The 25,709-nt window shown below is 66.6% G+C and carries 20 protein-coding genes and 1 pseudogene; 12 read left to right on the top strand and 9 right to left on the bottom strand.

Annotation, left to right across the window (positions count from 1 at the left end; translation table 11 throughout):
• Positions 1-125: 125 nt before the first annotated feature.
• Both Sa4125_RS05265 and Sa4125_RS05260 read left to right on the top strand, forming a co-directional pair.
• Complete coding sequence (locus tag Sa4125_RS05265) at positions 126-1,979, top strand: DUF882 domain-containing protein (protein ID WP_224004441.1); 1,854 nt, start codon at positions 126-128, stop codon at positions 1,977-1,979.
• An 810-nt stretch (positions 1,980-2,789) separates the two neighbouring features.
• Positions 2,790-3,230 (top strand): MucR family transcriptional regulator, encoded by a 441-nt coding sequence (locus Sa4125_RS05260; protein ID WP_224007546.1) that lies wholly within the window; start codon positions 2,790-2,792, stop codon positions 3,228-3,230.
• A gap of 362 nt (positions 3,231-3,592) precedes the next feature.
• On the opposite strand, the gene Sa4125_RS05255 is transcribed toward Sa4125_RS05260, so the two are convergent.
• Complete coding sequence (locus Sa4125_RS05255; protein WP_224004438.1) at positions 3,593-3,853, bottom strand: DUF2312 domain-containing protein; 261 nt, start codon at positions 3,851-3,853, stop codon at positions 3,593-3,595.
• 215 nt (positions 3,854-4,068) lie between these two features.
• A complete protein-coding gene (locus Sa4125_RS05250) occupies positions 4,069-4,371 on the bottom strand; it encodes a DUF1244 domain-containing protein (protein WP_224004435.1) in 303 nt (100 codons plus the stop codon).
• Positions 4,372-4,554: 183 nt separating this feature from the next.
• Between Sa4125_RS05250 and Sa4125_RS05245 the strand changes: the two genes are divergently transcribed.
• From Sa4125_RS05245 to Sa4125_RS05230, 4 genes are all read left to right on the top strand, one after another.
• Entirely contained in the window at positions 4,555-5,466 is a 912-nt protein-coding gene (locus Sa4125_RS05245) for a DMT family transporter (protein ID WP_224004433.1), read from the top strand.
• A 133-nt stretch (positions 5,467-5,599) separates the two neighbouring features.
• Positions 5,600-6,646: an SPFH domain-containing protein gene (locus Sa4125_RS05240; RefSeq protein ID WP_224004431.1), complete on the top strand. Its 1,047-nt coding sequence runs from the start codon at positions 5,600-5,602 to the stop codon at positions 6,644-6,646.
• Positions 6,643-7,107, top strand: coding sequence for an NfeD family protein (locus Sa4125_RS05235; RefSeq protein ID WP_224004428.1), 465 nt, complete (start codon positions 6,643-6,645; stop codon positions 7,105-7,107). Before Sa4125_RS05240 ends, Sa4125_RS05235 begins: the two co-directional genes overlap by 4 nt.
• A gap of 120 nt (positions 7,108-7,227) precedes the next feature.
• Positions 7,228-9,000: an outer membrane beta-barrel protein gene (locus Sa4125_RS05230; protein ID WP_224004426.1), complete on the top strand. Its 1,773-nt coding sequence runs from the start codon at positions 7,228-7,230 to the stop codon at positions 8,998-9,000.
• Between the two features lie 21 nt (positions 9,001-9,021).
• On the opposite strand, the gene galU is transcribed toward Sa4125_RS05230, so the two are convergent.
• Positions 9,022-9,927 (bottom strand): UTP--glucose-1-phosphate uridylyltransferase GalU, encoded by a 906-nt coding sequence (galU, locus tag Sa4125_RS05225; RefSeq protein WP_224004424.1) that lies wholly within the window; start codon positions 9,925-9,927, stop codon positions 9,022-9,024.
• Positions 9,928-10,236: 309 nt separating this feature from the next.
• Between galU and Sa4125_RS05220 the strand changes: the two genes are divergently transcribed.
• Both Sa4125_RS05220 and Sa4125_RS05215 read left to right on the top strand, forming a co-directional pair.
• Positions 10,237-11,460 (top strand): lytic murein transglycosylase, encoded by a 1,224-nt coding sequence (locus Sa4125_RS05220; RefSeq protein WP_224004422.1) that lies wholly within the window; start codon positions 10,237-10,239, stop codon positions 11,458-11,460.
• Between the two features lie 5 nt (positions 11,461-11,465).
• Positions 11,466-12,962: an SGNH family hydrolase gene (locus tag Sa4125_RS05215; protein ID WP_224004420.1), complete on the top strand. Its 1,497-nt coding sequence runs from the start codon at positions 11,466-11,468 to the stop codon at positions 12,960-12,962.
• A 5-nt stretch (positions 12,963-12,967) separates the two neighbouring features.
• Here Sa4125_RS05215 and Sa4125_RS05210 read toward each other — a convergent pair whose 3' ends face one another.
• From Sa4125_RS05210 to gltB, 3 genes are all read right to left on the bottom strand, one after another.
• Positions 12,968-14,422, bottom strand: a complete 1,455-nt coding sequence (locus Sa4125_RS05210; RefSeq protein WP_224004418.1) for a glutamate synthase subunit beta — start codon at positions 14,420-14,422, stop codon at positions 12,968-12,970.
• 122 nt (positions 14,423-14,544) lie between these two features.
• Positions 14,545-14,880, bottom strand: coding sequence for a hypothetical protein (locus Sa4125_RS05205; RefSeq protein WP_224004416.1), 336 nt, complete (start codon positions 14,878-14,880; stop codon positions 14,545-14,547).
• Between the two features lie 77 nt (positions 14,881-14,957).
• Complete coding sequence (gltB, locus tag Sa4125_RS05200; RefSeq protein ID WP_224004414.1) at positions 14,958-19,676, bottom strand: glutamate synthase large subunit; 4,719 nt, start codon at positions 19,674-19,676, stop codon at positions 14,958-14,960.
• A gap of 491 nt (positions 19,677-20,167) precedes the next feature.
• Here gltB and Sa4125_RS05195 point away from each other — a divergent pair, with 491 nt between their 5' ends.
• Positions 20,168-21,217, top strand: a complete 1,050-nt coding sequence (locus Sa4125_RS05195) for a low specificity L-threonine aldolase (RefSeq protein ID WP_224004413.1) — start codon at positions 20,168-20,170, stop codon at positions 21,215-21,217.
• Between the two features lie 58 nt (positions 21,218-21,275).
• Here Sa4125_RS05195 and Sa4125_RS05190 read toward each other — a convergent pair whose 3' ends face one another.
• Both Sa4125_RS05190 and Sa4125_RS05185 read right to left on the bottom strand, forming a co-directional pair.
• The gene (locus Sa4125_RS05190; RefSeq protein WP_224004412.1) at positions 21,276-21,707 is read right to left on the bottom strand and encodes a DMT family transporter; all 432 of its coding nucleotides are present in this window, start codon (positions 21,705-21,707) and stop codon (positions 21,276-21,278) included.
• Positions 21,708-21,795: 88 nt separating this feature from the next.
• Positions 21,796-22,113: pseudogene (locus tag Sa4125_RS05185) on the bottom strand (EamA family transporter); the annotation flags it as partial.
• Between the two features lie 181 nt (positions 22,114-22,294).
• On the opposite strand from Sa4125_RS05185, the gene Sa4125_RS05180 reads away from it, so the two are divergent.
• Complete coding sequence (locus tag Sa4125_RS05180) at positions 22,295-22,948, top strand: glutathione S-transferase family protein (protein WP_224004411.1); 654 nt, start codon at positions 22,295-22,297, stop codon at positions 22,946-22,948.
• Between the two features lie 287 nt (positions 22,949-23,235).
• Here the strand turns inward: Sa4125_RS05180 and Sa4125_RS05175 are convergent, their stop codons facing one another.
• On the bottom strand, positions 23,236-23,700 hold the full coding sequence (locus tag Sa4125_RS05175) for an Hsp20 family protein (RefSeq protein ID WP_224004410.1): 465 nt from the start codon (positions 23,698-23,700) through the stop codon (positions 23,236-23,238).
• 321 nt (positions 23,701-24,021) lie between these two features.
• On the opposite strand from Sa4125_RS05175, the gene Sa4125_RS05170 reads away from it, so the two are divergent.
• Both Sa4125_RS05170 and Sa4125_RS05165 read left to right on the top strand, forming a co-directional pair.
• Complete coding sequence (locus Sa4125_RS05170) at positions 24,022-24,456, top strand: antifreeze protein (RefSeq protein ID WP_224004409.1); 435 nt, start codon at positions 24,022-24,024, stop codon at positions 24,454-24,456.
• 289 nt (positions 24,457-24,745) lie between these two features.
• Positions 24,746-25,705 (top strand): alpha/beta hydrolase, encoded by a 960-nt coding sequence (locus tag Sa4125_RS05165; protein ID WP_224004408.1) that lies wholly within the window; start codon positions 24,746-24,748, stop codon positions 25,703-25,705.
• The last annotated feature ends 4 nt before the right edge of the window (positions 25,706-25,709 follow it).

Here is a 25,709-nt window from a genome sequence, read left to right as displayed (position 1 = left end):
CGTCATCTTCACGCCGCAGTCTCGGCTGAAGAGACGATTGCTGATTATCCTGCGCGATCAGGCACCGGGTCTGAGGGATCGCAGGCGATGTCGACTTTTGAGGGGACGGGTTTCATATGTGGGGAATGACCGACGTTGTCGGCCGCGCGGCAGTTCGCGTAGCCTCGACCGCCGCCCTTTGCGCGCTCATGCTCGCTGCCGGCTCGGTGTCGACACGGGCTGAAACCCGGACGTTGAAGTTCTATAATCTCCACACCAAGGAAAAGGCGTCGATCCCCTACAAGGTCAACGGGCGCTACAGCGCCGAGGGACTGAAGAAGATCAACTGGTTCCTGCGCGACTGGCGCAAGGCCAAGCCAACCAATATGGACACGCGGCTTCTCGACCTGATCTGGGAGGCCTATCGCCAGTCCGGCTCGCGCGACTACATCAATGTCATCTGTGGCTATCGCTCGCCAGCGACGAACAGCATGCTGCGCTCGCGTTCCTCGGGCGTCGCCAAGGAAAGCCAGCACACCGCCGGCCGCGCCCTCGATTTCTTCATCCCCGACGTGCCGCTGAAGAAGATGCGCGAGATCGGCCTGAAGATGCAGGTCGGCGGCGTCGGCTATTATCCGCGCTCCGGTTCGCCCTTTGTGCATTTCGACGTCGGCAATGCCCGCCACTGGCCGCGCATGAGCCGCCGGGAACTCGCCGCCGTCTTCCCGAATGGCAACACCGTGCACGTGCCGACCGACGGCAAGCCGCTTCCAGGCTACGCGGCCGCCCTCGCCTCCTACAAGGCCCGCAAGGGTTCCAGCGCGATCCAGGTCGCCAATGCCAGCGCATCCACGCAGAACAGCGGCGGAGGCAAGACCCTTTTCGCCGCTCTCTTCGGCGGCGGGGCTGACGAGGAAGACGATATCGCCGACGCCGAGGTCGCGCAGAACACGCCGGCGACCCGCAAGGTCGAGCGTCCGGCCGCGCAGCCCGCCCGTGCGGTCGCGCCGCCGGCCCGGCCGACGCCAGCTGCCGAAATCGCGGTCGCCGCGATGGTCCCAAGCAGCCGTCCGAATCTTCTCGCCGCCGGCGTTCCTCTGCCGATGCGCGATACCTTCGACACCAATGCCCCGACGCCGCCGGCGGAAGTCGGCAAGGCGCCCGTTCCCGCCACAGAGGCGCCGGCGACCGAGGTCGCAGCGCTCGACATGTCCCGCATCCCGCTGCCGCATTCGGCGCCGGGCCGCGAGCGGCCGACCTCGCTTGTGGCTGCCGCCCCTGCCGAAGCCTCTGCTGCCGATGAGATCTCGACGCTTGTCGCCGAGTTGGAAGACACGCCGGTTACCCCAGGGGTCGTGGCCGGCGCGCCGTCGCAGCTCGCCTATGCGGTCCCGACACCCCGCGAGAGGCCCCGCTTCGACAGCATCCTGAAGGGGGCGACCCCCGCTCCCTTGTCGGTTGCATCGTCCAAGCCCGCTGCCGAGGCCGCCGCGGAGCCCGTCAAGGTCGCCAGCCTCGATGCCGTCAAGCGCATCGTCGAATCGTCCACCGCCATGCGTGCGGCGATGGCGCAGAAGCCGAAGCCGGTGGCCAAGACCGATGCCGCCGATGACAAGGCGATCTCGCCCCTGCTTCTGGCGGCCTTCGAGACCCCCAGGCCTTCGCCGGCAGCCGCGGCCATCGCCCGGCTGGAAGTGCCGGCCGGAAAGACCGGTCGCTTCTCCCGCCTCGCCCGGGCCGCAAGTCAGCCTGAGGCAGCCGCCCGGCCGAAGCTCGCCGCCGTCAGCATCCAGTCCCGCATCGAGGTGGCGTCCATCGTCGCCGACCCGGCGACGCGGGCGGCGGTTGCCGTGACGCGCAAGCCCAATGCCGACGTTCTCGTGCGCGACGTCCCGACGTCGGTCTTCACCGCCGGCTTCACATCCAAGCCGCTGGCAAAGGACGACAAACAGTTCGTCGGCTCGGCCGTGAACTTCCTGCCGGTGGCGAAGTTTCGCTGATCCCTGACAATGCAGCTGCCGCCCGGTTCCGGGCGGGGCGGGATCAGCCGTAGGGCTGGTCCTCTCGGCGGAATGCCGGAGTGGCGAACATCGATACAAAGTGGGTTGTGCCGTCGGCCGTATGGCGATGAGGCCAGGCACGGAACGGCCCCCGCCTTTCCTGAGTGTCGCCCGCTTCCCCGCCGACCCCGCCCGGCTCCATCGCTCACGCCGCTGATTGCGAATCGTCCACGCCCCGGCCATCCGCCAGCGCAAGGTCGGCAGTCCGGATGGCCGGGCGATTGGCATTGGTGCCGCTTCTCCCTGTGCGTGATCTGGTCGAATAATCCCCTCAAGCGTCGCTCGTTTCACACGCTCAGGCGCCGACTCGACCACCGGCTACGCCGCATGGCGGTCGAGTACGCAATTCTTGCTGGCCCGAATCACCGATGCGCCGCCGAAAGGTGAGTCCAGTGTCGGCCATCAGGCGACGCGCCTGGCGCGTAAAGTTCATTTGCTGAACAAAGTTTAATCCTAAATTTCGTCAGCAAATCATGTCGAATCACTGCGCACTTTGCCGGAAACCCCTTTGATGCAGTCGCTCCGCCGAATTCTTGCAGTTTGTATCGAAGGAAGTCGTCTGTTCACAGCTTGCCGATGCATAATTGTGCCTTGACATTAAGTAACACAATATCAATACAAGACTAACAACGGCATGTCGGTGTCAGACGGTTGCGACGGACTACAGAGTTTTTCGCCATAGCCGTCCGGCCGGCAAGCATAGGGGGACATCACCCCATGGACAAATCGACCACACGATTGGGTGAGGCTATGGACGAATTCGAGACGATGGACAGCAATGAAATGCTGATGGAGATGACGGCTGAGGTCGTCGCCGCCTATGTCAGCAACAACTCTCTCCCCGTAGGCGACTTGCCTGCCCTGATCGCGGACGTGTACGGCGCATTGGGCAATACCAAGACCAAGTTGGCGGAGCCCGAGGCCGAAAAGCCGAAACCGGCCGTTCCGATCAAGAAATCTGTGACGGACGACTACATCATCTGCCTGGAGGACGGCAAGAAGTTCAAGTCGCTGAAGCGCCACCTGATGACCCACTACTCCCTCTCGCCCGAAGAGTATCGGGAGAAATGGGACCTGGCGGGCGACTATCCGATGGTCGCGCCGAACTACGCCGCCGCCCGGTCGCGTCTGGCCAAACAGATGGGTCTCGGTCACAAGCGTCGCCGCACGGCCGGTCGCGCCGCCGCCTGACGTCTGAATGGCACGCCGCTGCCGGCTTGCCATCCGGCCACTCGCCATGCGGCGGGCGGCCCGTGACAGCGCAGGCATCGAGACGTCGCGCGCCGTGACGGGAACTTTGCGGCCGGGCCAGGCCGCAAATGGCTGCCTCACTACCCTGAGGTCGGCCGAAGATCTGCCGGCAAGGGCGACAGGCGTTTCGCGGGGGTCGCATTGCTCAGCGGGCCCGTGGCCTCGATCAACTGCCTGCCAACGTCAACCCTCGGGCCTCGGCGCGACTTCTCCAGCATGCGCCTGTCGATCAGGCCGACCGGCAGACTGACGATGTCGAAAGTTCGTGTCCGAACCTTCGCTCCAAGACCGGCATTCCCGGCTCAGGCCATGCCGAGCGCCTGCATGTACAGTTCGAGGATCGCGTCCTGCTCCTGCCGCTCGTTCTGATCCTGCTTGCGGATCGACACGATCTTGCGCAGGACCTTGGTGTCGTAGCCGCGCGATTTGGCCTCGCCGTACACGTCCTTCACATCGTCGCTGATCGTCTTCTTTTCCTCTTCGAGCCGCTCGATCCTCTCGATGAAGGCACGCAGTTCATCGGCGGCGACATTCGTGTCGGCAGCGGGTTGGGCTTCGCTCATCGCGCATTCCTCTAAAGCTTTGTCGCGGGCAGGAACGTTTCCGCGACCGCTTCGACTGCTGGATATCGTTCGGCAGCCATGGCCACCCCGTCGATGCGCGCATCCGGATCCGGTGAACAGGCGAGTCGACGTCTCGAACGCGCCACCTAGCAGAAAGACGCCGCGGTTTGAATGCGTCGCAGCGCAACATCCACCGCGATGTTTGCTGTGGGACGCTATTCCGCCTGGGTGCGGGCGGCAAAGGAGGCGGCGGCCTCCGGCGAGGCATCGCGCTGGTGGCGCGCGCGCCACGCGTCGTAGGGCATGCCGTAGACGATCTCTCGTGCCGCTTCCTTGCCGATCGGAGCACCGGCTGCCGCGGCAGCCTCCGCATACCAGTTCGACAGGCAATTGCGGCAGAAGCCTGCCAGATTCATCAGGTCGATGTTCTGCACGTCGCTGCGCTCGCGCAGGTGATCGCGCAACCGGCGAAAGGCCGCCGCCTCGAACTCGATCTGCGCCTGTTCGTTGTCGGCCATGGCATGCGTCTCCTCAAGCGTCGTTCCCGGTCTCATATCATGTGAAGCGTCCGCCGGTTCAAGCAAAGTCCGTGCTCTCCGGCCGGATGCGTGCCGTCGCAGGCCGGGCGGGTTGACTTCGGCAGACAGTCGCCGCCTATCCGGGCCCGTGCCACATGCCGCCCCGAATATGACGAGCCTGCCATGACCGTCCGCTCCCCTGCCCCGCCTGCCGCGGCCGTCGGCCTGTCCGTCGCCGCGGCGCTGGCTCTCCTCGTTCTCGGCGCGATGGCGATGGGGATTTCGCCGGTCTTCGTGCGGAACTCCGAGGTCAGCTCGTTCGCCAGTGCCTTCTGGCGCGTCGCGCTGGCCCTGCCGCTGCTCCTCGTCTGGGCGCGGGCGGGACGCAAGACCGCCGTCGAGCCGCTGTGGGCGGGCCTGCGCCGTCCGCCGATCCTTCTTTCCGGCCTGTTCTTTTCCGGCGACCTCATCTTCTGGCATCTCGCCATCGCGCACACGACGATCGCCAATGCCACCTTTCTGGCCTGCCTCGCGCCGCTCTGGGTCGCACTCCTGTCGCGTCTCACCATCGGCGAGGCGGTATCGCGGCACACGGTAATCGGGCTGTGCATCTGCGTTCCCGGCGCCGCGCTCCTGATTCTGCATTCGGCCGGCTCGGGCCAATGGCTCGGCGACCTCTATGGCGTCCTCACCTCCTTCTTCTTTGGGATTTATTTCCTGACCATACGCACGGCCCGCAAGGATCTCGGCGCGGGGCCGACGACTTTTCTGTCGACCCTCGTCACGGCGATCATTCTCCTGGCGGCAGCGATGATCGCCGGCGGCGGGTTCGCGCCCGACAGCGCCAGCGGGGCCACGAACCTGCTCGCGCTCGGCGTCATCAGCCATGCCGGCGGACAGGGCCTTTTGACCATCGCGCTCGGCGTATTGTCGGCCTCCTTCTCCTCGCTCGTCATCTTCGTCGAGGCCGTCGCCGCGGCCCTGTTCGGCTGGCTCTTCGCAGGCGAGGCACTCGTGCCCCTGCAGGTGATCGGCGGCTTGCTCATCCTCTTCGGCGTCTGGATCGCCCGGCCCCGGCCCGTGCCCGAAGAGTGACGCGCACCGGATCGACGCCGCCGGGTGATCGGTTCCTCGGCATCTTGCGTCGCGACGGGGCTGGTGCGCCTAATGGACAAATGGCGCGACAAAGGGAGAGACGCATGATCATTTCGCGATTGGGACCGGTGCGATGACCGGCTTCGGCATTCTCGTCATCGCCCTCCTCGTCTTCGGCCTCATCGTTCTCCTCGCGATGGTGAAGACCGTGCCGCAGGGTTACGCCTGGACGGTGGAGAGTTTTGGCCGCTACACCCGCACGCTGACGCCCGGCCTCAACATCCTCATCCCCTTCGTCGAGCGCATCGGTCGCAAGCTGAACATGATGGAGCAGGTGCTCGACATTCCGACGCAGGAAGTCATCACCCGCGACAATGCGTCGGTCGCCGCCGACGGCGTCGCCTTCTACCAGGTGCTGGACGCCGCCGCCGCCGCTTACGAGGTCAGCGGGCTCGAAAACGCCATCCTGAACCTCGTGATGACCAATCTGCGCTCCGTCATGGGTTCAATGGATCTCGACGATCTGCTGTCGAACCGCGACGCGATCTCGGAGAAGATCCTGCGCGTCGCCGACCAGGCAGCCAATTCCTGGGGCATCAAGATTACCCGGATCGAGATCAAGGACATCAACCCGCCGCGCGATCTGGTCGACTCCATGGCCCGGCAGATGAAGGCCGAGCGCGAGAAGCGGGCCGAGGTACTGGAGGCAGAGGGCCAGCGAAACGCCAAGATCCTGCGCGCCGAGGGCGACAAGCAGGCGCAGATCCTCCAGGCCGAGGGCCTGCGTGAAGCCGCGTTCCGCGAGGCCGAGGCCCGCGAGCGCCTCGCCGAGGCGGAGGCAACGGCAACGCGGGTCGTCTCCGAGGCGATCGCTGCCGGAAGCGTCCAGGCGCTGAACTACTTCGTGGCGCAGAAATACACCGAGGCGCTCGGCAAGCTCGCCTCGGCCAACAATCAGCGCGTGATCCTGATGCCGCTCGAGGCGGCCTCGCTGATCGGCTCGATCGGCGGGATCGCGGAACTCGCCCGCGCCTCCTTCCCGGACGCGACCGGTGCGGGGTCTGCAGCATCGGCGGCTTCCCGGACGCGTGTTCCGAACACACAAGGCGCCGCCGGCGGCGGAACGGGCTTCATGGCGCCGTCGCGGGGTGTGCCACCCCGCGAGAATTCCGGCGAATGAGCGCGGTGCTCGCGGACGTCGGCGCCTATGGCTGGTGGATTGCCGGAATGGCGCTTCTCGTCCTCGAAATCGTCGTTCCCGGAGTCTATCTCCTGTTTCCCGGCCTCGCGGCTCTCGTCGTCGGCACGAATGCGCTGCTCCTCGGCGACAGTTTCGGCTGGCAGCAGCAGGTCATCGCCTTCGTCGTCGTGTCGCTGGCGGCTGTCCTCGTCGGCCGGCGGTGGTACGGCGCCAAGACGGTCCGGGCAGAGCCGCTCGGCCAGAGCAACCGGGCCGACAGGTTGGTCGGCACGACCGCGACCCTGTCGGAAGCGATCGTCGGCCATCGCGGCAAGGTCGCCATCGAGGACGGCTGGTGGATCGTCGAAGGGCCAGACCTTCCCCAGAACGCCCGAGTCAGAATCACCGGAGCACGCGGCGCGGTGCTCATGGTCGAGCCGCTGGACCCGCCGGGAGCATAGAGCGCCCATCGACGGACGCCCGTCCGTCGCCCGGCCAGCGAAGGGCGGTTAAGGTTCGGTTAACCATTCGCGTTTACCAATCGGCAATAAGTCTGCAATTTGCGAACGGCCGGTGGGGCAGTGATCGACGAGCACAGCAAGGCGTGGCGGCTGGTAGGCCGGCTTGGAATGGTCGCGCTTCTGACCGGCTGCTCGGTCCTGCGCGCTGAGTCCGCCATGGCGCAGGCCACCGACGCGCGGCCGACACTGCGTGGACCAGACCTCAGGCCGAGCGGTGGCGACGACGCTCCAAGCGACCTGCGTCTGAGGCAAGTACCGACCGAGGCACCGCTCGCCGACGGCGGCGGCGATCAGCAGTACGAGCCCTTCAGCCGTGGATCGGAGGACAGGGCCGACCGACCCGACGATGACGAGACACTTCCCGGCGACGAGGACCCGGCGACGACAGCACCGCGGAGGCCGCGATTCAATCTGTTCGATCCGGCCGAGCAGGCCAGCGGCCCGCTGAACCGTGCTGCCGCGCCAGCTGCGGCCAATGCGGCCGACAACACCCGTGCCGGATCGACGACGGCTGGCCGCACCGACCGGACAGCGCCCCTGCGGGACGCCGATGGGCGTCCCCTCGACCCCCTGCTGGCAGCGCGTGCCGGCGGGCTTCCCGCCGCCGACCTCGCCCAGGCGGCCACGGCCGTGCGGTCGTCGCGCGGCGATACGATTCTCGGCCGGCAGAACCTCGCCATCACTCCGCTGCGCGGCACCATCCCGATTGCGGAAGACGACCCGTTTGCGCCCGTCGGCATCCGCGCGGGCACCTTCGTTCTGTACTCCACGCTGGATCAGGGCATCGGTGCCTCCACCAATCTGTCGCTTAGCCCGGGCGGCGAGAGCGGCGTGTTCAGCGAGACGACCGCCTCGGCGCGGCTCCTGTCGGACTGGTCCGAGAACGAGGCCGAGCTGAATGCCCTCGCCTCCTATCGCCGCAACTTCGCCGGCGAACTCGAATCCGAGCCGCGTCTGTCGCTTGACGGGCGTTACCGCCTGGACATCGACAAACTGACGACGGCGACTCTGCGCGGTGCCATCGAGTATCGCCAGGAAGACCCGATCGACCTCGATGCCGGTGATTCGATCAGCGAGCGGCCGGACATCCTCACCTATTCGGCCGGCGCCGACCTCGAGCGCCAGTTCGGCCGGATCACGGCCGGCATCGACACGTCGGTCATCCGGCAGACCAAGACGCAGGCAGAGGGCATCACCGCACCCGACGAGAGCTATACGACGGTGACGGCGGCGCTGCGCACGGGCTACGAGATTTCCCCGGCGCTGAAGCCCTTCGTCGAGAGCGGGCTCGGCTATCGCATCTTCGACGAGGATCGCACCGCCGACGGCCGCGAGCGCAATTCCGCCATCCCTTCGCTCCGGGCCGGCCTCGCCTTCGATCTGGGAGAAAAGTTCCTGGGCGAAGTCGCGACCGGCTATGCTTGGAACGTCCCCGACGACGAGGCCGTGCCGACCGACGGATCGCCGACTTTCGACGCCAGGCTCGCCTGGTCGCCGCAGCGCGGAACGGACGTCGTCCTCACCGCGGCGACCAGCTTCGATCCGGATACGGACAGCACCGGTAATTCGACGCTCTACGAAAGTTCGCTGGCGCTGCGCCACCGTCTGACGCACCGCGCCGACCTGACGTCGACGCTCTCGGCCGCCTACCGCGACAGCGAGATCGACAGCGAAGTCGAGACGAGCTACGCGGCCGAGGCCGGGTTCACCTATTGGATGAACCGGACGCTCGCCTTCACCGGCCTCGTCCGCCACGAAGAATTGGACAGTCGCCAGCCAGGCGGCGACTACACGGCCCAGTCCGTCCGGATCGGCCTGCGCCTGCAGCGCTGACCGATCCGGACGACAGGACAGCTATTCCGCGGCCCTATGCCGTCCTGCCGGCTCGACGGTGTCGAGGAGTTCCTGCAGATTGCCCATGACCTTGTCGCGGATATCGGACCGCCACAGGGCGAAGGCGACGTTGGCTTCGATGAAGCCCTCCTTCGAGCCGCAGTCGAAGGTCCGCCCCGTGAAGTGATAGCCGAAGAAGTCCTGCATCTGCGCCAGCTTCAGCATGCCGTCGGTGAGCTGGATCTCGTTGCCGGCGCCCTTCTCCTGTGTGGCCAGGATGTCGAAGATCTCCGGCTGCAGGATGTAGCGGCCCGAGATGTAGAAGTTCGACGGCGCGTCGGCCGGGGCCGGCTTCTCGACCATGCCCTCGACCCGAAAGCCGGTGCCGACGTCCGGGCCACGGCCGACGATGCCATACTTGTTGGTCTCGGACGGCTGGCACTCTTCGACCGAGATGACGTTGCCGCCGGTCTCCTCGTAGAGCTCGACCATCCGTGCGAGGCAGCCGCGCTCGGCCTGCATGATCATATCCGGAAGAAGCAGCGCGAAAGGCTCGGATCCGACCAGTTCGCGGGCGCACCAGACGGCATGGCCAAGGCCGAGCGGCGCCTGCTGGCGGGTGAAGCTCGAAGCGCCCGGGCGCGGCTGCAGCGACTCCAGCAGATCCAGTTCGGCCTGCTTGCCGCGCTCGGTCAGCGTGCCGACGAGCTCGACCTGGATGTCGAAATAGTCCTCGATGACGCCCTTGTTGCGGCCGGTGACGAAGATCAGGTGCTCGATGCCGGCCTGCCGCGCCTCGTCGACGACATACTGGATCACCGGCCGGTCGACGACCGTCAGCATCTCCTTGGGGATCGACTTCGTGGCCGGCAGAAAACGGGTGCCGAGACCCGCCACCGGAAAAACTGCCTTGCGGATTTTGCGCATTGAAGAACTCCTACGCCTGTCGGCGTTGATGACGTCTTTTGACCGCAGGAAATCCGTGCGGCAGCGGCCAACCTTGCCGCGCAAGCACGGGGTATGCCGTGCTTTTGCCGTGAAATAGCGGCAGAGAGGTAAACGACAAACCCAAACTCCCCGGGGCGCGTATTTTTCGTGGTAAAGCATCCCTTAACGACCTGCTTCTATGATGGCCGAGGCACGGGGCTCGAGGTGGTAGCCGAAGGCGCCCGCGCCGGATCGCCGGTGAGCGCGAAGGCGCCGACCGACCAGACACGCCCGATCACGGAGTTTATCATGACCGCAGCGACCAAGCCCCCCTTCGCCCGTCTCGCCGGCCTCGCTTTGGCCGCCGTGCTTGGCCTCGGCTCGATCCCCTCGGCCGCTGCCGATGCGGGCTTTCGCCGCTGGATCGAGGAGTTCGAGGCGACGGCCGTCAAGAGCGGCGTCAGCCGGCAGGTCTACCGTGCCGCCTTCGCCGGCGTCGACGAACCCGACCCGGTGGTGATCGACAAGGCGCGCTTCCAGCCGGAATTCCGCGACACGGTCTGGGACTATCTCGACAACCGCGTCAACGAGGAGAGCGTCGCCGAGGGCCAGGCGCAGCGGGTGCAGCTGAAGCCGTGGCTTGACCGGATCGAAAAGCGCTTCGGCGTCGACCGCGACATCCTTCTCGCCATCTGGTCCATGGAGACGAACTACGGCAGGATCCTTTCCCGCGAGGACGTCGTGAAGCCGCTGCCGCGGTCGTTGGCAACGCTTGCCTATCTCGACAAGAAACGCGCGAAGTTCGCCCGGTCCCAGCTGATCGCCGCGCTGAAGATCGTCCAGAAGGGTGACGTTTCCATCAAGGGGCTGACCGGCTCCTGGGCCGGCGCCATGGGCCACACCCAGTTCATCCCGACGAGCTACCTCGCCTATGCCGCCGACATGGACGGCAACGGCCATGCCGACATCTGGACAGCGGTTCCGGACGCCCTGGCCACGGCCGCCAACCTCTTGCGCAAGAATGGCTGGCAGACCGGCAAGACCTGGGGTTACGAGGTCGCCGCGCCCGCCAAGCTCGCCAGCCTGAAGGGTTCGAAGACCATAGCGGAGTGGGCCAAGCTCGGCGTGCGCCGCGCCAATGGCAGGGATTTCCCGTCCGGTTCGGAACGCGCCAATCTGATGATGCCGGCAGGGCCCAATGGTCCCGCCTTCCTGATGACCAAGAACTTCTTCGTCCTCAAGGCCTACAACAACGCCGACAAGTACGCGCTCGCCGTCGGCCATCTCGGCGACCAGATCGGCGGCACCGGTCCGCTGGTACAGGACTGGCCGCGCGGCTATGTCCCGCTCTCGATGGTGGAGCGTGCCGAGCTCCAGGAGCATCTGACGCGGCATGGCCTCTATGACGGCAAGATCGACGGCAAGATCGGCTCCGGGTCGAAGGGCGCGATCATGTCGTATCAGCGCAGCGTCGGGGTCGATGCCGACGGCAATGCCTCGAAGGCGCTGCTCGATATCATGCGCAGGAAATAGACGGGATGACGCCACGCCACGAAGAGACGATCTGGCTGCGCGCTTTGGCGCGGTCGGTCACGATCGTGCTTCTGGCCGTGGCGGTCATCGTCACCGGCCTGCCCGGCGTCGGCGAAGTTCGTGCGCAGGAGCGGCCGCGCAGCATTCTCGACATGCTGTTCGGCGGTCCGGCGGTCCGGCAACCCCAGCGTGCGGAACCGCCGCCCCGCCGCATCCGCCGCGAGCCCGCACCACGGCGGCAGAAGTCCACCAGCACACGCAAGTCCGGCAAGACTAAAGCGCGGACCACCGCTTCCGCTCCGGCCGCCGCGCCCGCGGTCGTCGCGAAAAGCGAGACGGCGCGCTCCGTCCTCGTCGTCGGTGACTTCCTGGCGGGAACGCTGGCCGCCGGCCTCGAAAAGGCCCTGGCGAAAAGGCCGGATCTCAAGGTCATCGACGCCAGCAAGGGCTCCTCCGGGCTCGTGCGCGCCGATCACTACGACTGGCCGGGAAGCCTGCCCTCGCTGATCGACAAGGAAAAGCCGGCCATGGTCGTGGTCATGCTGGGATCCAACGATCGCCAGCCGATCGAGAGCGGCAGCATGACACTGGCCGTGCGGTCGCCGGAATGGGCAGCGAGCTACGAACAGCGCGCCCTGGCGCTCGCGTCGGCAGTCGGTTCGAAGGAGGTCCCGCTGCTCTGGGTCGGCATGCCGGCTTTCCGGTTGAACAACATGACGGCGGACATGGCTTTTCTGAACGAGGTCTATCGCAAGGCGGCGACGTCCGTCAGTGGCGAGTTCGTCGACATCTGGGACGGTTTCGTCGATGCCGATGGCGCGTTCAGCTATTCCGGTCCCGACATTGCCGGGCAGCAAGCGCGCCTGCGCAACGAGGACGGGATCACCATGACCGATGCCGGCCGCGACAAACTCGCCTTCTTCGCCGAGAATCCGGTCCAGCGCATTCTCGGAACCGATGGTTCGGCCCCGGCCGTGTCCGAGGCACCGTCACGCCCCGTCGCGGTCGCCAATCCGGCGACCGCGACGTCCGCGCCCCTCCTCGCCCTGACGGATCCCTCGCTCGACGGTGGGGACGTGCTCCTCGGTGGCGTTCCCACGGCGGACCGTGCCACCGTCGCCTCGCCGCGTGACCGGCTTGTGACCGCGGGGCTGCCCGGCGCCAAGACACCCGGACGAGCCGACGATTTCGCCTGGAATCCGAAAAGTCCGGCCGTGGCACCCATCAAGACAGCCGATCCCGTGCTCTTTCGCGGCTCGGTCGACCTCGGTTCGGTGATGGGGCCGAAGCCCCTCGTGCCGCTATCGCCCATGCCGACTCTCGCCGATGCGATCATCGAGGATTGGGCCAAGGGCAAGGACAGCGCGCCCTCGGCGCAGCCCGATGCCGTGCCGGAGGCTGGCCCCAGGGAACCCACCGTCGCCGGCGCGGCGAGCGCGGTCGCGCCGGCAATCACCCAGCCGACTGCGCCGGCGGCGCCGGCCGGCGGACCGGCACGGTAGCGCCGTCAGCTCGGCAGGGTCGTTGCGCCCATCAGGTCGAGATCGATCGCCCGCGCCGCCTGCCGACCCTCGCGGATCGCCCAGACCACCAGCGACTGGCCGCGGCGCACGTCGCCTGCGGCATAGAGCTTGTCCACCGAGGTGCGGTAGGACGTCTCGTCTGCCGTGACGGCGACATTGCCGCGACGGTCCTTCGTGGTCGCAAGGCTTGTCCCGAGTTCCGCCATCAGACCCCGCTCCATCGGCCCGGCAAAACCGATGGCGATGAAGGCGAGATCGGCCTTGATCACGAACTCGCTGCCCGCAATGGGCTTGCGGGCGGCATCGACCTCGGCGCATTTCACGCCGATCAGATGCCCGTCCTCGCCGGTGAATTCGAGCGTCGCCACCTGGAACTCGCGGATCGCGCCTTCGGCCTGGCTGGAGGAGGTGCGCATCTTCGTCGCCCAATAGGGCCAGACCTCGAGCTTGTTCTCGGTCTTCGGCGGCTGCGGCCGGATGTCGAGCTGCGTGACCTTCACGGCTCCCTGGCGGAAAGCGGTGCCGACGCAATCGGACGCCGTATCGCCGCCGCCGACGACCACGACATGCTTGCCGCCGGCCCAGATCTCCTGCGAGCTCCAGCCGACGCTGTCGATCGCCTCGCCGCCGACGCGGCGGTTCTGCTGCACGAGATAGGGCATGGCATCGTAGACGCCGGAGAGGCCGCCGTGCGGAATGCCGGCATCGCGCGGCCGTTCGGCACCGCCGCAGTAGAGCACGGCGTCGTGTGACGCCAGTAGCTCGGACAGCGGCATGCCGGCGCCGACGTCGACGCCGCAATGGAAGGTGACGCCCTCCCCCTTCATCTGCTCGATGCGCTTGTCGATCCAGTGCTTCTCCATCTTGAAGTCGGGAATGCCATAGCGCAGCAGGCCGCCCGGGCGCGATTCGCGCTCGAAGACATGCACGTCGTGACCGGCGCGGCCGAGTTGCTGCGCCGCCGCCATGCCGGCGGGGCCCGAGCCGATGATCGCGACCGTCTTGCCGGACTTCGCGCTCGCCGGCTGCGGGCGGACGAGGCCGAGCTTGTAGGCCTTGTCGGCGATCGCCTGCTCGATCGTCTTGATCGTGACCGGGGCGTCCTCAAGGTTCAGCGTGCAGGCTTCCTCGCAGGGCGCGGGGCAGATGCGCCCGGTGAACTCGGGAAAATTGTTCGTCGAGTGGAGGTTGCGGATCGCTCCTTCCCAGTCGCCGGAATAGACGAGGTCATTCCAGTCCGGGATCTGGTTGTGCACCGGACAGCCGGTCGGGCCGTGGCAATAGGGGATGCCGCAGTCCATGCAGCGCGCCGCCTGCTTGCCGACCTCCTCCTCGGACATCGGCAGCGTGAACTCGCGGAAATGCCGGATGCGGTCGGAGGCCGGCTGGTATTTCTGCGTCTGCCGGTCGATCTCGAGAAAACCCGTCACCTTGCCCATGTTCATCCCACTCTGTGTTCGTCGACCCGCGGGAACTCCCCGGCAGGCGCGCATGTCTTTTTCGTATCCGCCCTGCCGCGTTGCAGCACAGACTACGGCTTTTTGCGTTTGTTAGAAGTGCTCTAGTGCCGCAACCAGTTCTCGACGATGAGATCCGGCACGCGCGTGAATTCACGAACTTTGGCGGTGACCGGGTCGCCCTCGGCGCCAGAGCATGGGCTGCGATGAACAGGTCGTTCGGCCCGATCAATTGGACCTCGGACTTCAGTGTCGACCGCAGTTTCCCATAGAAGCCATTCCAGCAGATCGAGCGGCGCCGTCGGCTCGATAATGATGGCACCGTCCGTGTCCTGTCTGATCATCGCCTCATCGCCTTCCAGCACGACGTCGGCCGGAATGCGGATGGAGCGACCGGCGTCATCCGTGCGAACCTTTGCCGTTCTTTCCTTGGCTTGCACCGAACCCTCCCCGGCTTCTGCCGCAGCATAGTCCCGGGAGTCCGAGGGCGACAAGCAGCCGCCCCCACCCTGAGAAACTACTCCGCCGCGATGCCCATGCGCATGCGCTCCATGTCCTGCAGCGCACGCCGATACTCGACCGGCATCACTTTCACGAACTTCGGCCGGAAAGTCTCCCACTCGTCGAGCATGCGCTTCGCCCGTCCCGAACCGGTGTAGTGATGGTGGTTCAGGATCAGCTGGTAGAGCCGCTCGTCGTCGTGCCCGGTCATGTCGGAGGAGACGTTGACGCGGCCCATGTGCTGCAGGTCGCCGCCGTGATGGTGCAGCTTTTCCAGGAGATCGTCCTCCTCCGGCACCGGCTCGAGCTCGACCATGGCCATGTTGCAGCGCTCGGCGAAATTGCCGTCCTCGTCGAAGACATAGGCGATGCCGCCGGACATGCCGGCCGCGAAGTTCCGCCCGGTATGGCCGAGAATGACGACGACGCCGCCGGTCATGTATTCGCAGCCGTGATCGCCGACGCCCTCGACCACCGCGATCGCGCCGGAGTTGCGTACGGCGAAGCGTTCGCCAGCGACGCCGCGGAAATAGCACTCGCCGGAGATGGCGCCGTAGAGCACGGTGTTGCCGATGATGATCGACTCCTCCGGCACGATGCGCGTGTTCTCACGCGGCCGCACGACGATACGCCCGCCCGACAGGCCCTTGCCGACATAGTCGTTGCCGTCGCCGACGAGATCGAAGGAGATGCCGCGGGCCAGGAAGGCGCCAAAGCTCTGGCCGGCGGTGCCGGTGAGCTTCACGCTGATCGTGTCGTCCGGCAGGCCTTTCAGCCCGAAACGCTTGGCGACCTCGCCCGACAGCATGGCGCCGGCGGAACGATCGACATTCGTGATGCCGGTCTCGATGACGACCTTCTGGCGCGACTCCAGCGCCGGCATCGCCTCAGCGATGAGCTTGCGGTCGAGCACGTCGTCGATTGGGTGCTTCTGGCGCTCGGTCCAGCGCAGCTCTTCCTCCGCACCTTCCGGCTTGTGGAAGATGTTGGAGAAGTCGAGACCCTTCGCCTTCCAGTGGTCGATGAGGCCGCGCTTGTCCAGGCGGTCGGACTGACCGATCAACTCCGACAGGTGCCTGACGCCCATGGCCGCCATCAGCACGCGCACCTCTTCCGCGACGTAGAAGAAGAAGTTGATGACGTGCTCGGGCTGGCCCTTGAAGCGCTTGCGCAGGACCGGGTCCTGCGTCGCGACGCCGACCGGGCAGGTGTTGAGGTGGCACTTGCGCATCATGATGCAGCCGGCCGCGATGAGCGGCGCCGTCGAGAAGCCGAACTCGTCGGCGCCGAGCAGTGCGCCGATGATGACGTCGCGGCCGGTCTTCAGGCCGCCGTCGACCTGCAGGCAGACTCTGGAGCGCAAGCCGTTCATCACCAGCGTCTGCTGCGTCTCGGCCAGACCCATCTCCCAGGGGGAGCCGGCATGCTTGATCGAGGTGAGCGGCGAGGCGCCGGTGCCGCCGTCATAGCCGGCGACGATGATGTGGTCGGCCCGCGCCTTCGCGACGCCCGCCGCGACCGTGCCGACGCCGACCTCCGACACCAGCTTGACCGAGATGTCGGCTTCCGGGTTGACGTTCTTCAGATCGTAGATGAGCTGCGCCAGATCCTCGATCGAATAGATGTCGTGATGCGGCGGCGGCGAGATCAGGCCGACGCCGGGCGTCGAGAAGCGGGTCTTGGCGATGGTCGCGTCGACCTTGTGGCCGGGCAACTGCCCGCCCTCGCCGGGCTTGGCGCCCTGCGAAACCTTGATCTGCAGCATGTCGGCATTGACGAGATATTCCGTCGTCACACCGAAGCGACCGGAGGCGACCTGCTTGATCGCCGAGCGTTCCGGGTTGGCCGAGCCGTCCGGCAGCTTCTGGAAGCGGTCGGGCTCCTCGCCGCCCTCGCCGGTGTTCGACTTGCCGCCGATCTGGTTCATGGCGATGGCGAGAGTGGTATGCGCCTCGCGCGAGATCGAACCAAAGCTCATCGCGCCCGTGCAGAAGCGCTTGACGATGTCGGCTGCCGGCTCGACCTCGTCGAGCGGCACCGGCGCAAGACCGACGTCCTCGGCCATGCTGATGGTGAAGAGACCGCGGATCGCCGAGGCATCCACGGCGCTTTCGTCGACGAGCTTGGAATATTCCTGGAACTTCTCCCAGGAGTTGCCGCGAACGGCGTGCTGCAGCGTCGCCACGGCATCGGGCGACCACATGTGCGCCTCGCCGCGCATGCGGTAGACATATTCGCCGCCGACGGCGAGCGAGCGGGCGAGCACCGGATCGTCGGAGAAGGCCAGCAAATGGCGCTCATAGGTCTCGCGCGCGATCTCTTCCAGGCCGACACCCTCGATGGTCGTCGCCGTGCCGGTGAAGTAGCGCGCGACAAAATCCGACTTCAGGCCGACGGCGTCGAAGATCTGCGCGCCGCAATAGGACTGGTAGGTCGAAATGCCCATCTTCGACATGACCTTCAACAGGCCCTTGCCGACCGACTTGATGTAGCGCGAGACGAGTTCGTCTTCCTCCACCTCCGGCGGAAATTCCTTGCGGCGGTGCATGTCGAGCAGCGTGTCGAAGGCGAGATAGGGGTTGATCGCCTCGGCGCCGTAGCCGGCCAGACAGGCGAAGTGATGCACTTCGCGCGGCTCGCCCGACTCGATGACGAGTCCGGACGCGGTCCGCAGGCCCTTGCGGATCAGGTGATGGTGCACGGCGGCGCAGGCGAGCAGCGCCGGGATGGGGATGCGGTCGGGCCCGACCTGGCGATCCGACAGGACGATGATGTTGTAGCCGCCGACGACGGCGGCCTCGGCCCGTTCGCACAGGCGATCGACGGCGCCGAGCATGCCCGCAGCCCCCTGTTCGGCCGGATAGGTCGTGTCGATCGTCTTGGTGTCGAAACGATCCTCGGTATGGCCGATGGTGCGGATCTTTTCCAGATCGCCATTGGTCAGGATCGGCTGGCGCACCTCCAGCCGCTTGCGGCGCGAGGAGCCTTCCAGATCGAAGATGTTGGGCCGCGGACCGATGAAGGAGACGAGGCTCATCACCAGCTCCTCGCGGATCGGGTCGATCGCCGGGTTCGTCACCTGCGCGAAGTTCTGCTTGAAGTAGGTGTAGAGCATCTTCGAGCGCGACGACATCGCCGAGATCGGCGTGTCCGTGCCCATCGAGCCGATCGCCTCCTGGCCGGTGGTCGCCATCGGCGCCATCAGCGTTCGCGTGTCCTCGATCGAGTAGCCGAAGGTCTGCTGGCGGTCGAGCAGCGACACGTCGGCGCGCGAGGCGCGCGGCGCCACGGGCTTCAGGTCTTCGAGGATCAGCTGGGTATGGCGCAGCCACTCCTTGTAGGGATGGCCGGTCGCGACTTCGCGCTTGATCTCGTCGTCGGAGACGATGCGGCCCTTTTCGAGATCGATCAAAAGCATGCGGCCCGGCTGCAGCCGCCACTTCTTGACGATCCGCTCCTCGGGGATTTCCAGCGTGCCGGCTTCCGAGGCCATGATGATCAGGTCGTCGTCGGTGACGACGTAGCGCGCCGGGCGCAGGCCGTTGCGGTCGAGCGTGGCGCCGATCTGGCGACCGTCCGTGAAGGCGACGGCTGCCGGCCCGTCCCAGGGCTCCATCAGCGCCGCATGATACTCGTAGAACGCCTTCTGCGCCGACGGCATCTGCTTGTTGCCGGACCAGGCCTCGGGGATCAGCATCATCATGGCGTGGGCGAGCGGATAGCCGCCCTCGGTCAGGAACTCGAGCGCGTTGTCGAAGCAGGCGGTGTCCGACTGGCCCTCGTAGGAGATCGGCCAGAGCTTGGAAATGTCGTTGCCGAAGAGTTCGGAATCGACCGAGGCCTGGCGCGCCGCCATCCAGTTGACGTTGCCGCGCAGGGTGTTGATCTCGCCGTTGTGGGCGACCATGCGGTAGGGGTGGGCGAGCCGCCAGGACGGGAAGGTGTTCGTCGAAAAGCGCTGGTGGACGAGCGCGAGCGCGCTCTCGAACCGCGGGTCCGTGAGGTCCTTGTAGTAGGCGCCAAGCTGGTAGGCGAGGAACATGCCCTTGTAGACGACGGTGCGCGCCGACAGCGAGACGACGTAGAAGCCGACATCCTTGCCATGGCCTTCCGCATAGGCGCGATTCGAGACGACCTTGCGAATGATGTAGAGCTTGCGCTCGAACTCGTCGTCGCTGGCGAGAGCGGCGGCCCTGCCGATGAAGATCTGTCGGTGCACCGGCTCGGTCGCGGCGATCTCCGGCGCCTTCGACAGCGACGCGTTGTCGACCGGGACGTCGCGCCAGCCGAGGACGGTCTGCCCCTCCTCGACGACGATCGCCTCGAACATGGCTTCCAGATGCGCCCGCAGCTCGGCGTCGCGCGGCATGAAGACGTGCCCGACGCCGTAATGGCCGCCCTCCGGCAGCGTGACGCCCGCGGTGGCAAGCTCGGCGGCAAAGAAGACGTGCGGAATCTGCACCAGCATGCCGGCGCCGTCGCCCATCAGCGGATCGGCGCCGACGGCGCCGCGATGGGTGAGGTTGGCCAGGATCTGCAGGCCCTTCTCGACGATCGAGTGGGACTTGTGGTTTTTCATGTGCGCGATGAAGCCGACGCCGCAGGCATCGTGCTCGTTCCGGGGATCGTAGAGACCGATCTTTTCCGGCAGGGTACGCGGCTTGACGGCAGGGGTGACCGCGGAAAGCTCTTTGATCCGCTGGCCGACGGCCGTGATCCCGGTTTCTGTCGTCATCGCGTCTTCTCCCTTCAGGACCCTCGTTTCACCGCCCTTGGCAGTGGCCGGGGTCGCTTCGCTCATGCTCCGGGATGCGGGGAGTCTCCCGCAGCCGAACGGCATCCTGCGTCTTTAGACCGTGTCGCCCGCGTTTCTGGCATGGCGAGACTCGGAGCGATAGGTCCGCTCCCCCTTGGGGGTCCGGCACACACTTCCGGCTACCGCTCCATCTCCTCGGAGATAGATATGGCAGCAATACTGTCCTATCCGACCGAACATGCCAGAAGACGCCCGCCGCTGCAAGATGGGGGCCGAGATCATTTTGCCGTGCCGCCCGACGTCGCGGCAGGGGTTGAAGGCGGCGAAAAGCGCCACCGCGCTCTTGGCGTCGCCGCCGGCCTGTGTTTGGGATAACCGCAACGCGCCGCAGTCCGGCGCGAAACGGATTTGTGAGCCGAGGCCGGGCATGGCGCCAGCCTCTGCGACACCCAACCAAACCAGGGCCTATCATGATCTTCGCTTCCGACAACTGGTCCGGGGCCCATCCGGCCATCAACGCATCGATCGCCGAACATGGCACCGGAATGGCCGCCGCCTATGGTTCGAGCCCGCTCGACAAGGCGGTGGAACAGCGCTTCAACGAGATCTTCGAGCGCGACGTCGCCGTCTTCTTCGTCGGCACCGGCACTGCGGCAAATTCGCTCGCCTTTGCTGCCGTCAACCGGCCGGGCGGCGTCGTCATGTGCCACCGCGAAGCGCATGTCGTCGAGGACGAGTGCGGCGCGCCGGAATTCTTCACCCATGGCGCGCGCATGGCGCCGATCGACGGGGCGGACGGCCTGATCGACCCGGTGAACCTCAAGCGCGAGCTGATGCGGTTCAACCCCGACTTCGTCCATGCGGGACAGCCGATGGCCGTCACCGTCAGCCAGCCCGGCGAGGCCGGCACGATCTATCCGACCGAGACCCTCGACCGGATCGCGGCCATCGCGCACGAGCACAATCTGTCGCTGCACATGGACGGCGCGCGCTTTGCCAATGCGCTGGTCGCGACGGGCCTGTCTCCTGCCGAGATGACCTGGAAGCGCGGCGTCGACATCCTGTCCTTCGGGGCGACGAAGAACGGCTGCTGGTGCGCCGAGGCCGTGGTCTTCTTCGATCCGGAGAAGGCCAGGCAGTTCCCTTACATCCGCAAGCGCGGCGCGCAGCTCTTTTCCAAGACGCGCTTCGTCGCGGCGCAGTTCATGGCCTATTTCGAGGACGAGCTGTGGCTGAAGAATGCCGCCCAGGCCAATGTCATGGCCGACGGCCTGCGCGCGGCGCTGGAAGCGAGCCCGCACGCCCACCAGGCCTGGCCGACGCACAGCAACGAGGTCTTCGCCATCTTCGAAAAGGCCACGGCGGCAGCGCTGCGCGACAAGGGAGCGGTGTTCTACGACTGGAACCCGCCGCACTCCTCGCACGACCTCGTCGGCGAGGGCGAGATGCTGGCGCGCCTTGTCACCAGCTGGTCGACGACGGATGCCGACGTCGCCGAGTTCGCCGCCCTCATCGCCTGAGGCCGCCCGTCGCCATGCACGGTGGATGCTGAGCCGGCAGCGCGAAGGCGCCGCCGTTTCACGCCGGTACGGCGGCGGAGCGGTCGCGGTAGCTGCTCCAGAGGTACCATCCGACGGCCCCAAGGATCATCGCCCCGCCGACGAGCGTCGCCAGGCCGGGATCCTCGCCAAAGGCAAGCCAGACCCAGAGCGGGCCGAGCACCACGTCGAGAAGTGCAATCAGCCCCGCCTCGCCCGAGGGGATGTAGCGGCCGCCGACGAGGAAGAGGAGGTAGCCGATCGCCGTGCTGGTGATGCCGAAGCCGGCGAGAACGCAGAGCTCGTAGGCGCTCGGAATGACGGGCGACATCAGCGGCCAGCAGACGATGACGCAGGCGAGCGAGGCATAGGCGCTGATCTCCGCCATGCCCATGCCGGGATGGCGGCGCGACATCACGACCAGCGCGGCAAAACAGACCGTCATCACGAAGGCCAGCGCATTGCCGGCCATGTCTTCGGGCGTCAGGGGCAAAGCCCGCGACGATCAAGACGCCGACGAAGGCCGCGGTGCTTGCCGTCAGCACGCGCGGGCCGACCCGCTCGCCGAGCCAGAGCAGAGCAATGCCGGCTGCCAGGAAGGGCACGGTGGCGTAGATCGCCAGAACATTGGCGACCGTCGTCAGTTTCAGCGCCGCGATGTAGCTCAGCATCGACAGGGCCGAGAGGAAGACTGCAGCCAGCCACAGCCCACCGAAGCGCCTCGGCGTGCCCGGCGCCGGCGAAAGGCGCCGCGCCGAGACCCGCGCCATGGCGATGAGCGCGAGGGCCGCACCGCCGAAGATCGAGCGCCAGCCGAGGATTGTCCAGACATCCAGATCGAGCAGCCGGACAAACAGGCCGGCGGTGCTCCAGAGCACGGCGGCAAACGTGACGAGGACGATGCCGTAGGCGCGGTCACTCAGCTCGATCACGGGATGCCGCCCTCCGTTCCCAATGGCGGCAAAACTATCTCAGGATTTCGGACAAAACAAGAACATTTTAGTGGCGGTTCGGCGAAAAGCAGGGCATCCTGCCGTCAGCGATGACAGGAGATTGTCGATGTCGTTGATCCTCTTTTCTCATCCCTTCTCGTCCTATTGCCAGAAGGTGCTGGTCGCCTTGTGGGAGAATCATATCCCCTTCGACTATCGGCATCTGGAGGCGGCGGGCGCGGCCGACGACCTGGCGGCGCTGTGGCCGCTCGGGCGTTTCCCGGCGCTGGTCGATGCCGGCCGGACCGTGGTGGAATCCAGCGTCATCATCGAGCATCTGGGACTGCATCACCCCGGGCCCGTCCGCCTGATACCGGACGACCCCCGAGCGGCGCTGGAGGTCCGCTTCATGGACCGGTTCTTCGACCAGTACGTCATGACGCCGATGCAGAGGCCGGTGGCCGAAGCCCTGCGCTCCCATGCCGATCGCCTGGACGAAGCGAGGGCGGAAGCGGCCAGGGCGCTGGACACGGCCTATGCCTGGCTGGAGGAACGGCTGTCCGGCCGCGAGTTTGCCGCAGGCGACGGATTCAGCCTGGCCGACTGCGCGGCGGCGCCGTCGCTGTTCTATGCCGACTGGGTGCATGCGATCGCGCCCCGCTTTCCCCGCCTGCGTGCCTATCGCTCGCGCCTGCTGGAAAGGCCTTCCTTCGCGCGGGCCGTCGAGGAGGGCCGCCCCTATCGCGCCTACTTTCCGCTAGGCGCGCCGGACCGCGACTGACCGGCGGCGGACAGAGCCAGGAAAGCCTTCCAGCGGCAGGGCTTTTTCCGGCCGCCCTGCCCGCACTTCGTTTCCGCCCGCGGTCATTGGAAAGCATAGCCCCGCCTCTGGCCATCATGCCCCCAAACGAAAGCAGCGCCCCGAAGGGCGCTGCCAGGCCGTTGTGCTAGAGCATGATCCCGAAAGGTGGCTTCCGGCTTTCGGAAGGAGATCATGCGAAAGCAAAGAGCCAGAGCGGGACGGCGATTCGAAGAAGAGCCATCCCGCTTTATTGTGCCGTGCCGCGATCAGGCCGCGTTGGCCTCGATCTGCTTGTTTTCGTTGCCGACCACCGCGATGTCGATCTTGCGGGGCTTCAGGGCCTCGGGGATGACGCGGACGAGGTCGACATGGAGGAGACCGTTCTTCAGGCTCGCGCCCTGCACCTCGACATGGTCGGCGAGCTGGAAGCGGCGCTCGAAGGAGCGTCCGGCAATGCCGCGATAAAGCACTTCGCTGCTTCCGGCATCCCGGTCCTCGGCCTTTTCGCCCGTCACCGTCAGCACGCCCTCGCGCAGCTCGATCTGGAGATCGCGATCGCCGAAGCCGGCGACGGCAAGCGTCACGCGATAGGCGTTCTCGCCGGTGCGCTCGATGTTGTAGGGAGGATAGGTCTCGGCGCTCCCCGGCTGTGCCAGCGTGTCGAGCTTGGCGAACAGGCGATCAAAGCCGACGGTGGAGCGGTAGAGGGGAGCAAAGTCGATGGTACGCATGGTGAGTTCTCCATAGGAAGCAACTGGTTTGCGATCTGGTCCGGAGCTCCGGTCCCCTTGCGGCGAACCTTCCGGCCAGTGGCCCCTTGCGGCGGCCACGGATTGGAGATGGGGCGAGGATTTTTGCCGTTCAAGCCGCCCCTGCAAGATTTTTTGCCGGCCTTTCCGCCCGGCTTTCCTTCCATCAACCGCCGGCACAACATCATCTCCGACAGGGCCGCGCGAATGAACAGGTGATGAACATCTTCTTCCGTATGCGTTCAGGCGACGGGTGCGATACCTTTCCCCACGGTTCGCAACACGGGCCAAGCGGAGACGAAGATGAAGACCACCATTGCAGCCCTTGCCGCGCTTCTCATCCTCGGTGCCACGGCTGCAGAAGCCGGGCAGCGCTGGTATCCCGAGGACGGCTTCGTCGAGGTTCAGGGCCGCGACCATGGGCGTGAATACCGGCGCGACGAGCGCCGCGGCGGCTACGACGATGTCATCCCGGAGCGGCGGATCATCCGCATGCTGTCGCGGCAGGGCTTCGTGTCGGTCGACGACATCCGGTTGCGCCGGGGCCGCTACATCGTCGAGGCGGTTCGTCCGAACGGCGCCCTCGTCCGTCTCTCGGTCGATGCCTATGACGGCGACATCCTGTCACGCGAGCGGATCGGCTGGTCGCGCGACGGCGGACCGCGCCACCCCGGCCGCGATCGCGATCGCATCGAGTTCGACCTCGGCGGTCCCTCGCTCGGAATCTACCGGCGCTGACCTCGTTCCGGGGCCGCGCCCCGGGAGTGCAGTAGTCCCCGACAGCATTTGCCGGGCGCGCAAGCGCCCGAGCCTTGAACCTCGAGCTTCCGGTTCGCCGGACAGAGAAGCGGCTGCAACGTTCCGTCCCTTCCGTTGTGGTCGTGCGGGACCGGGGGGCCTCCGAAAGGAGGCTCTCCGGCCCCTTTTTGCGTCTTTGCCTGAACGCGCCACGTGCGCGATTGACTTCACCGCCCTGCCCCGTGCTTTAGATGCCGCAGCGCCCCTTCACGCGCGAAACGGAAGCCCCATGCAGGACGTCTCAACGCCCGCCAGTCTTGTCGAGACCCCCGGCAACCCGCTGCCGCCCGGGATCGCCTGCGGGACCTTGTCGACACCCGACAGGGTGCGCCTGCGCTTTGCCGTCGCGCCCAGCGCCACCGGCAAGACCCGCGGCACGATCCTCCTCCTGCAGGGGCGCAACGAGACGATCGAAAAATATTTCGAGACGATCGGCGACTTCACCCGTCTCGGCTACATGGTCGCGACCTTCGACTGGCGCGGCCAGGGCGCCTCGCAGCGCCAGCGCGGCAGCGCCCGGACCGGACATGTCTCCGGCTTCCAGGCCTATTCGATCGACCTCGAAACCATTTTTCGGGAAGTGGTGCTGCCGGACTGTCATGGCCCCTACGCCGTCCTTGCCCATTCCATGGGCGGCGCCATCGCGATCGCCTCGGCGCCGCGGCTGGTCAACCGGGTCGAGCGGATCGTCGCCAGCACGCCGATGATCGCCCTGCCCGGCGGGCAGGGCAGCAGCCTGCACTGGTCGATGACGGCGATGCGGATGATCGGGCTCGGGCGCCTGCCGATGCGCAGCGCCGAGCACATTCGAAAATGGACGGCGGAGCGCAATCCGCTGACGAGCGACCCGGCCCGCTTCCAGCGCAACCGTGAACTGCGCGAGGCGGCGCCGCAGCTCTTCGTCGGCGGACCCACGGCCTCCTGGGTGGCGGCCGCCTCGACGGCGATGCGCCAGCTCGACGATTCCGACGTCATCGCCAAGCTGCACGTGCCGACGCTGATCGTGACGGCCGGCGCCGACCAGGTCGTCTCGAGCGCGGCCGCCGAGCGCCTCGCCTGGCGCATGCGCTCGGGCCATGCCATCTCGATTCCCGGCGCCCGGCACGAGCTGCTGCAGGAGGCCGACCGCTACCGCGCGCCGTTCATCGCCGCCGCCGACAGTTTTATCGGCGGCGCCCTGCCGCTGTAGGGAG

Source organism: Aureimonas sp. SA4125, assembly GCF_019973775.1.
GTDB lineage: Bacteria > Pseudomonadota > Alphaproteobacteria > Rhizobiales > Rhizobiaceae > Plantimonas.
This window is presented reverse-complemented; position numbering and strand designations above follow the sequence as displayed.

Excerpts from the sequence above, each read along its gene's own strand:
- Sa4125_RS05170 (WP_224004409.1), top strand. The coding sequence starts at position 24,022 with ATGAAGACCACCATTGCAGCCCTTGCCGCGCTTCTCATCCTCGGTGCC.
- Sa4125_RS05255 (WP_224004438.1), bottom strand. The coding sequence starts at position 3,853 with ATGAGCGAAGCCCAACCCGCTGCCGACACGAATGTCGCCGCCGATGAA.
- Sa4125_RS05190 (WP_224004412.1), bottom strand. The coding sequence starts at position 21,707 with ATGGCCGGCAATGCGCTGGCCTTCGTGATGACGGTCTGTTTTGCCGCG.
- Sa4125_RS05235 (WP_224004428.1), top strand. The coding sequence starts at position 6,643 with ATGAGCGCGGTGCTCGCGGACGTCGGCGCCTATGGCTGGTGGATTGCC.
- galU (WP_224004424.1), bottom strand. The coding sequence starts at position 9,927 with ATGCGCAAAATCCGCAAGGCAGTTTTTCCGGTGGCGGGTCTCGGCACC.
- Sa4125_RS05175 (WP_224004410.1), bottom strand. The coding sequence starts at position 23,700 with ATGCGTACCATCGACTTTGCTCCCCTCTACCGCTCCACCGTCGGCTTT.
- gltB (WP_224004414.1), bottom strand. The coding sequence starts at position 19,676 with ATGACGACAGAAACCGGGATCACGGCCGTCGGCCAGCGGATCAAAGAG.
- Sa4125_RS05165 (WP_224004408.1), top strand. The coding sequence starts at position 24,746 with ATGCAGGACGTCTCAACGCCCGCCAGTCTTGTCGAGACCCCCGGCAAC.
- Sa4125_RS05250 (WP_224004435.1), bottom strand. The coding sequence starts at position 4,371 with ATGGCCGACAACGAACAGGCGCAGATCGAGTTCGAGGCGGCGGCCTTT.
- Sa4125_RS05240 (WP_224004431.1), top strand. The coding sequence starts at position 5,600 with ATGACCGGCTTCGGCATTCTCGTCATCGCCCTCCTCGTCTTCGGCCTC.
- Sa4125_RS05220 (WP_224004422.1), top strand. The coding sequence starts at position 10,237 with ATGACCGCAGCGACCAAGCCCCCCTTCGCCCGTCTCGCCGGCCTCGCT.
- Sa4125_RS05180 (WP_224004411.1), top strand. The coding sequence starts at position 22,295 with ATGTCGTTGATCCTCTTTTCTCATCCCTTCTCGTCCTATTGCCAGAAG.
- Sa4125_RS05245 (WP_224004433.1), top strand. The coding sequence starts at position 4,555 with ATGACCGTCCGCTCCCCTGCCCCGCCTGCCGCGGCCGTCGGCCTGTCC.
- Sa4125_RS05265 (WP_224004441.1), top strand. The coding sequence starts at position 126 with ATGACCGACGTTGTCGGCCGCGCGGCAGTTCGCGTAGCCTCGACCGCC.
- Sa4125_RS05210 (WP_224004418.1), bottom strand. The coding sequence starts at position 14,422 with ATGGGCAAGGTGACGGGTTTTCTCGAGATCGACCGGCAGACGCAGAAA.
- Sa4125_RS05215 (WP_224004420.1), top strand. The coding sequence starts at position 11,466 with ATGACGCCACGCCACGAAGAGACGATCTGGCTGCGCGCTTTGGCGCGG.
- Sa4125_RS05195 (WP_224004413.1), top strand. The coding sequence starts at position 20,168 with ATGATCTTCGCTTCCGACAACTGGTCCGGGGCCCATCCGGCCATCAAC.
- Sa4125_RS05260 (WP_224007546.1), top strand. The coding sequence starts at position 2,790 with ATGGACGAATTCGAGACGATGGACAGCAATGAAATGCTGATGGAGATG.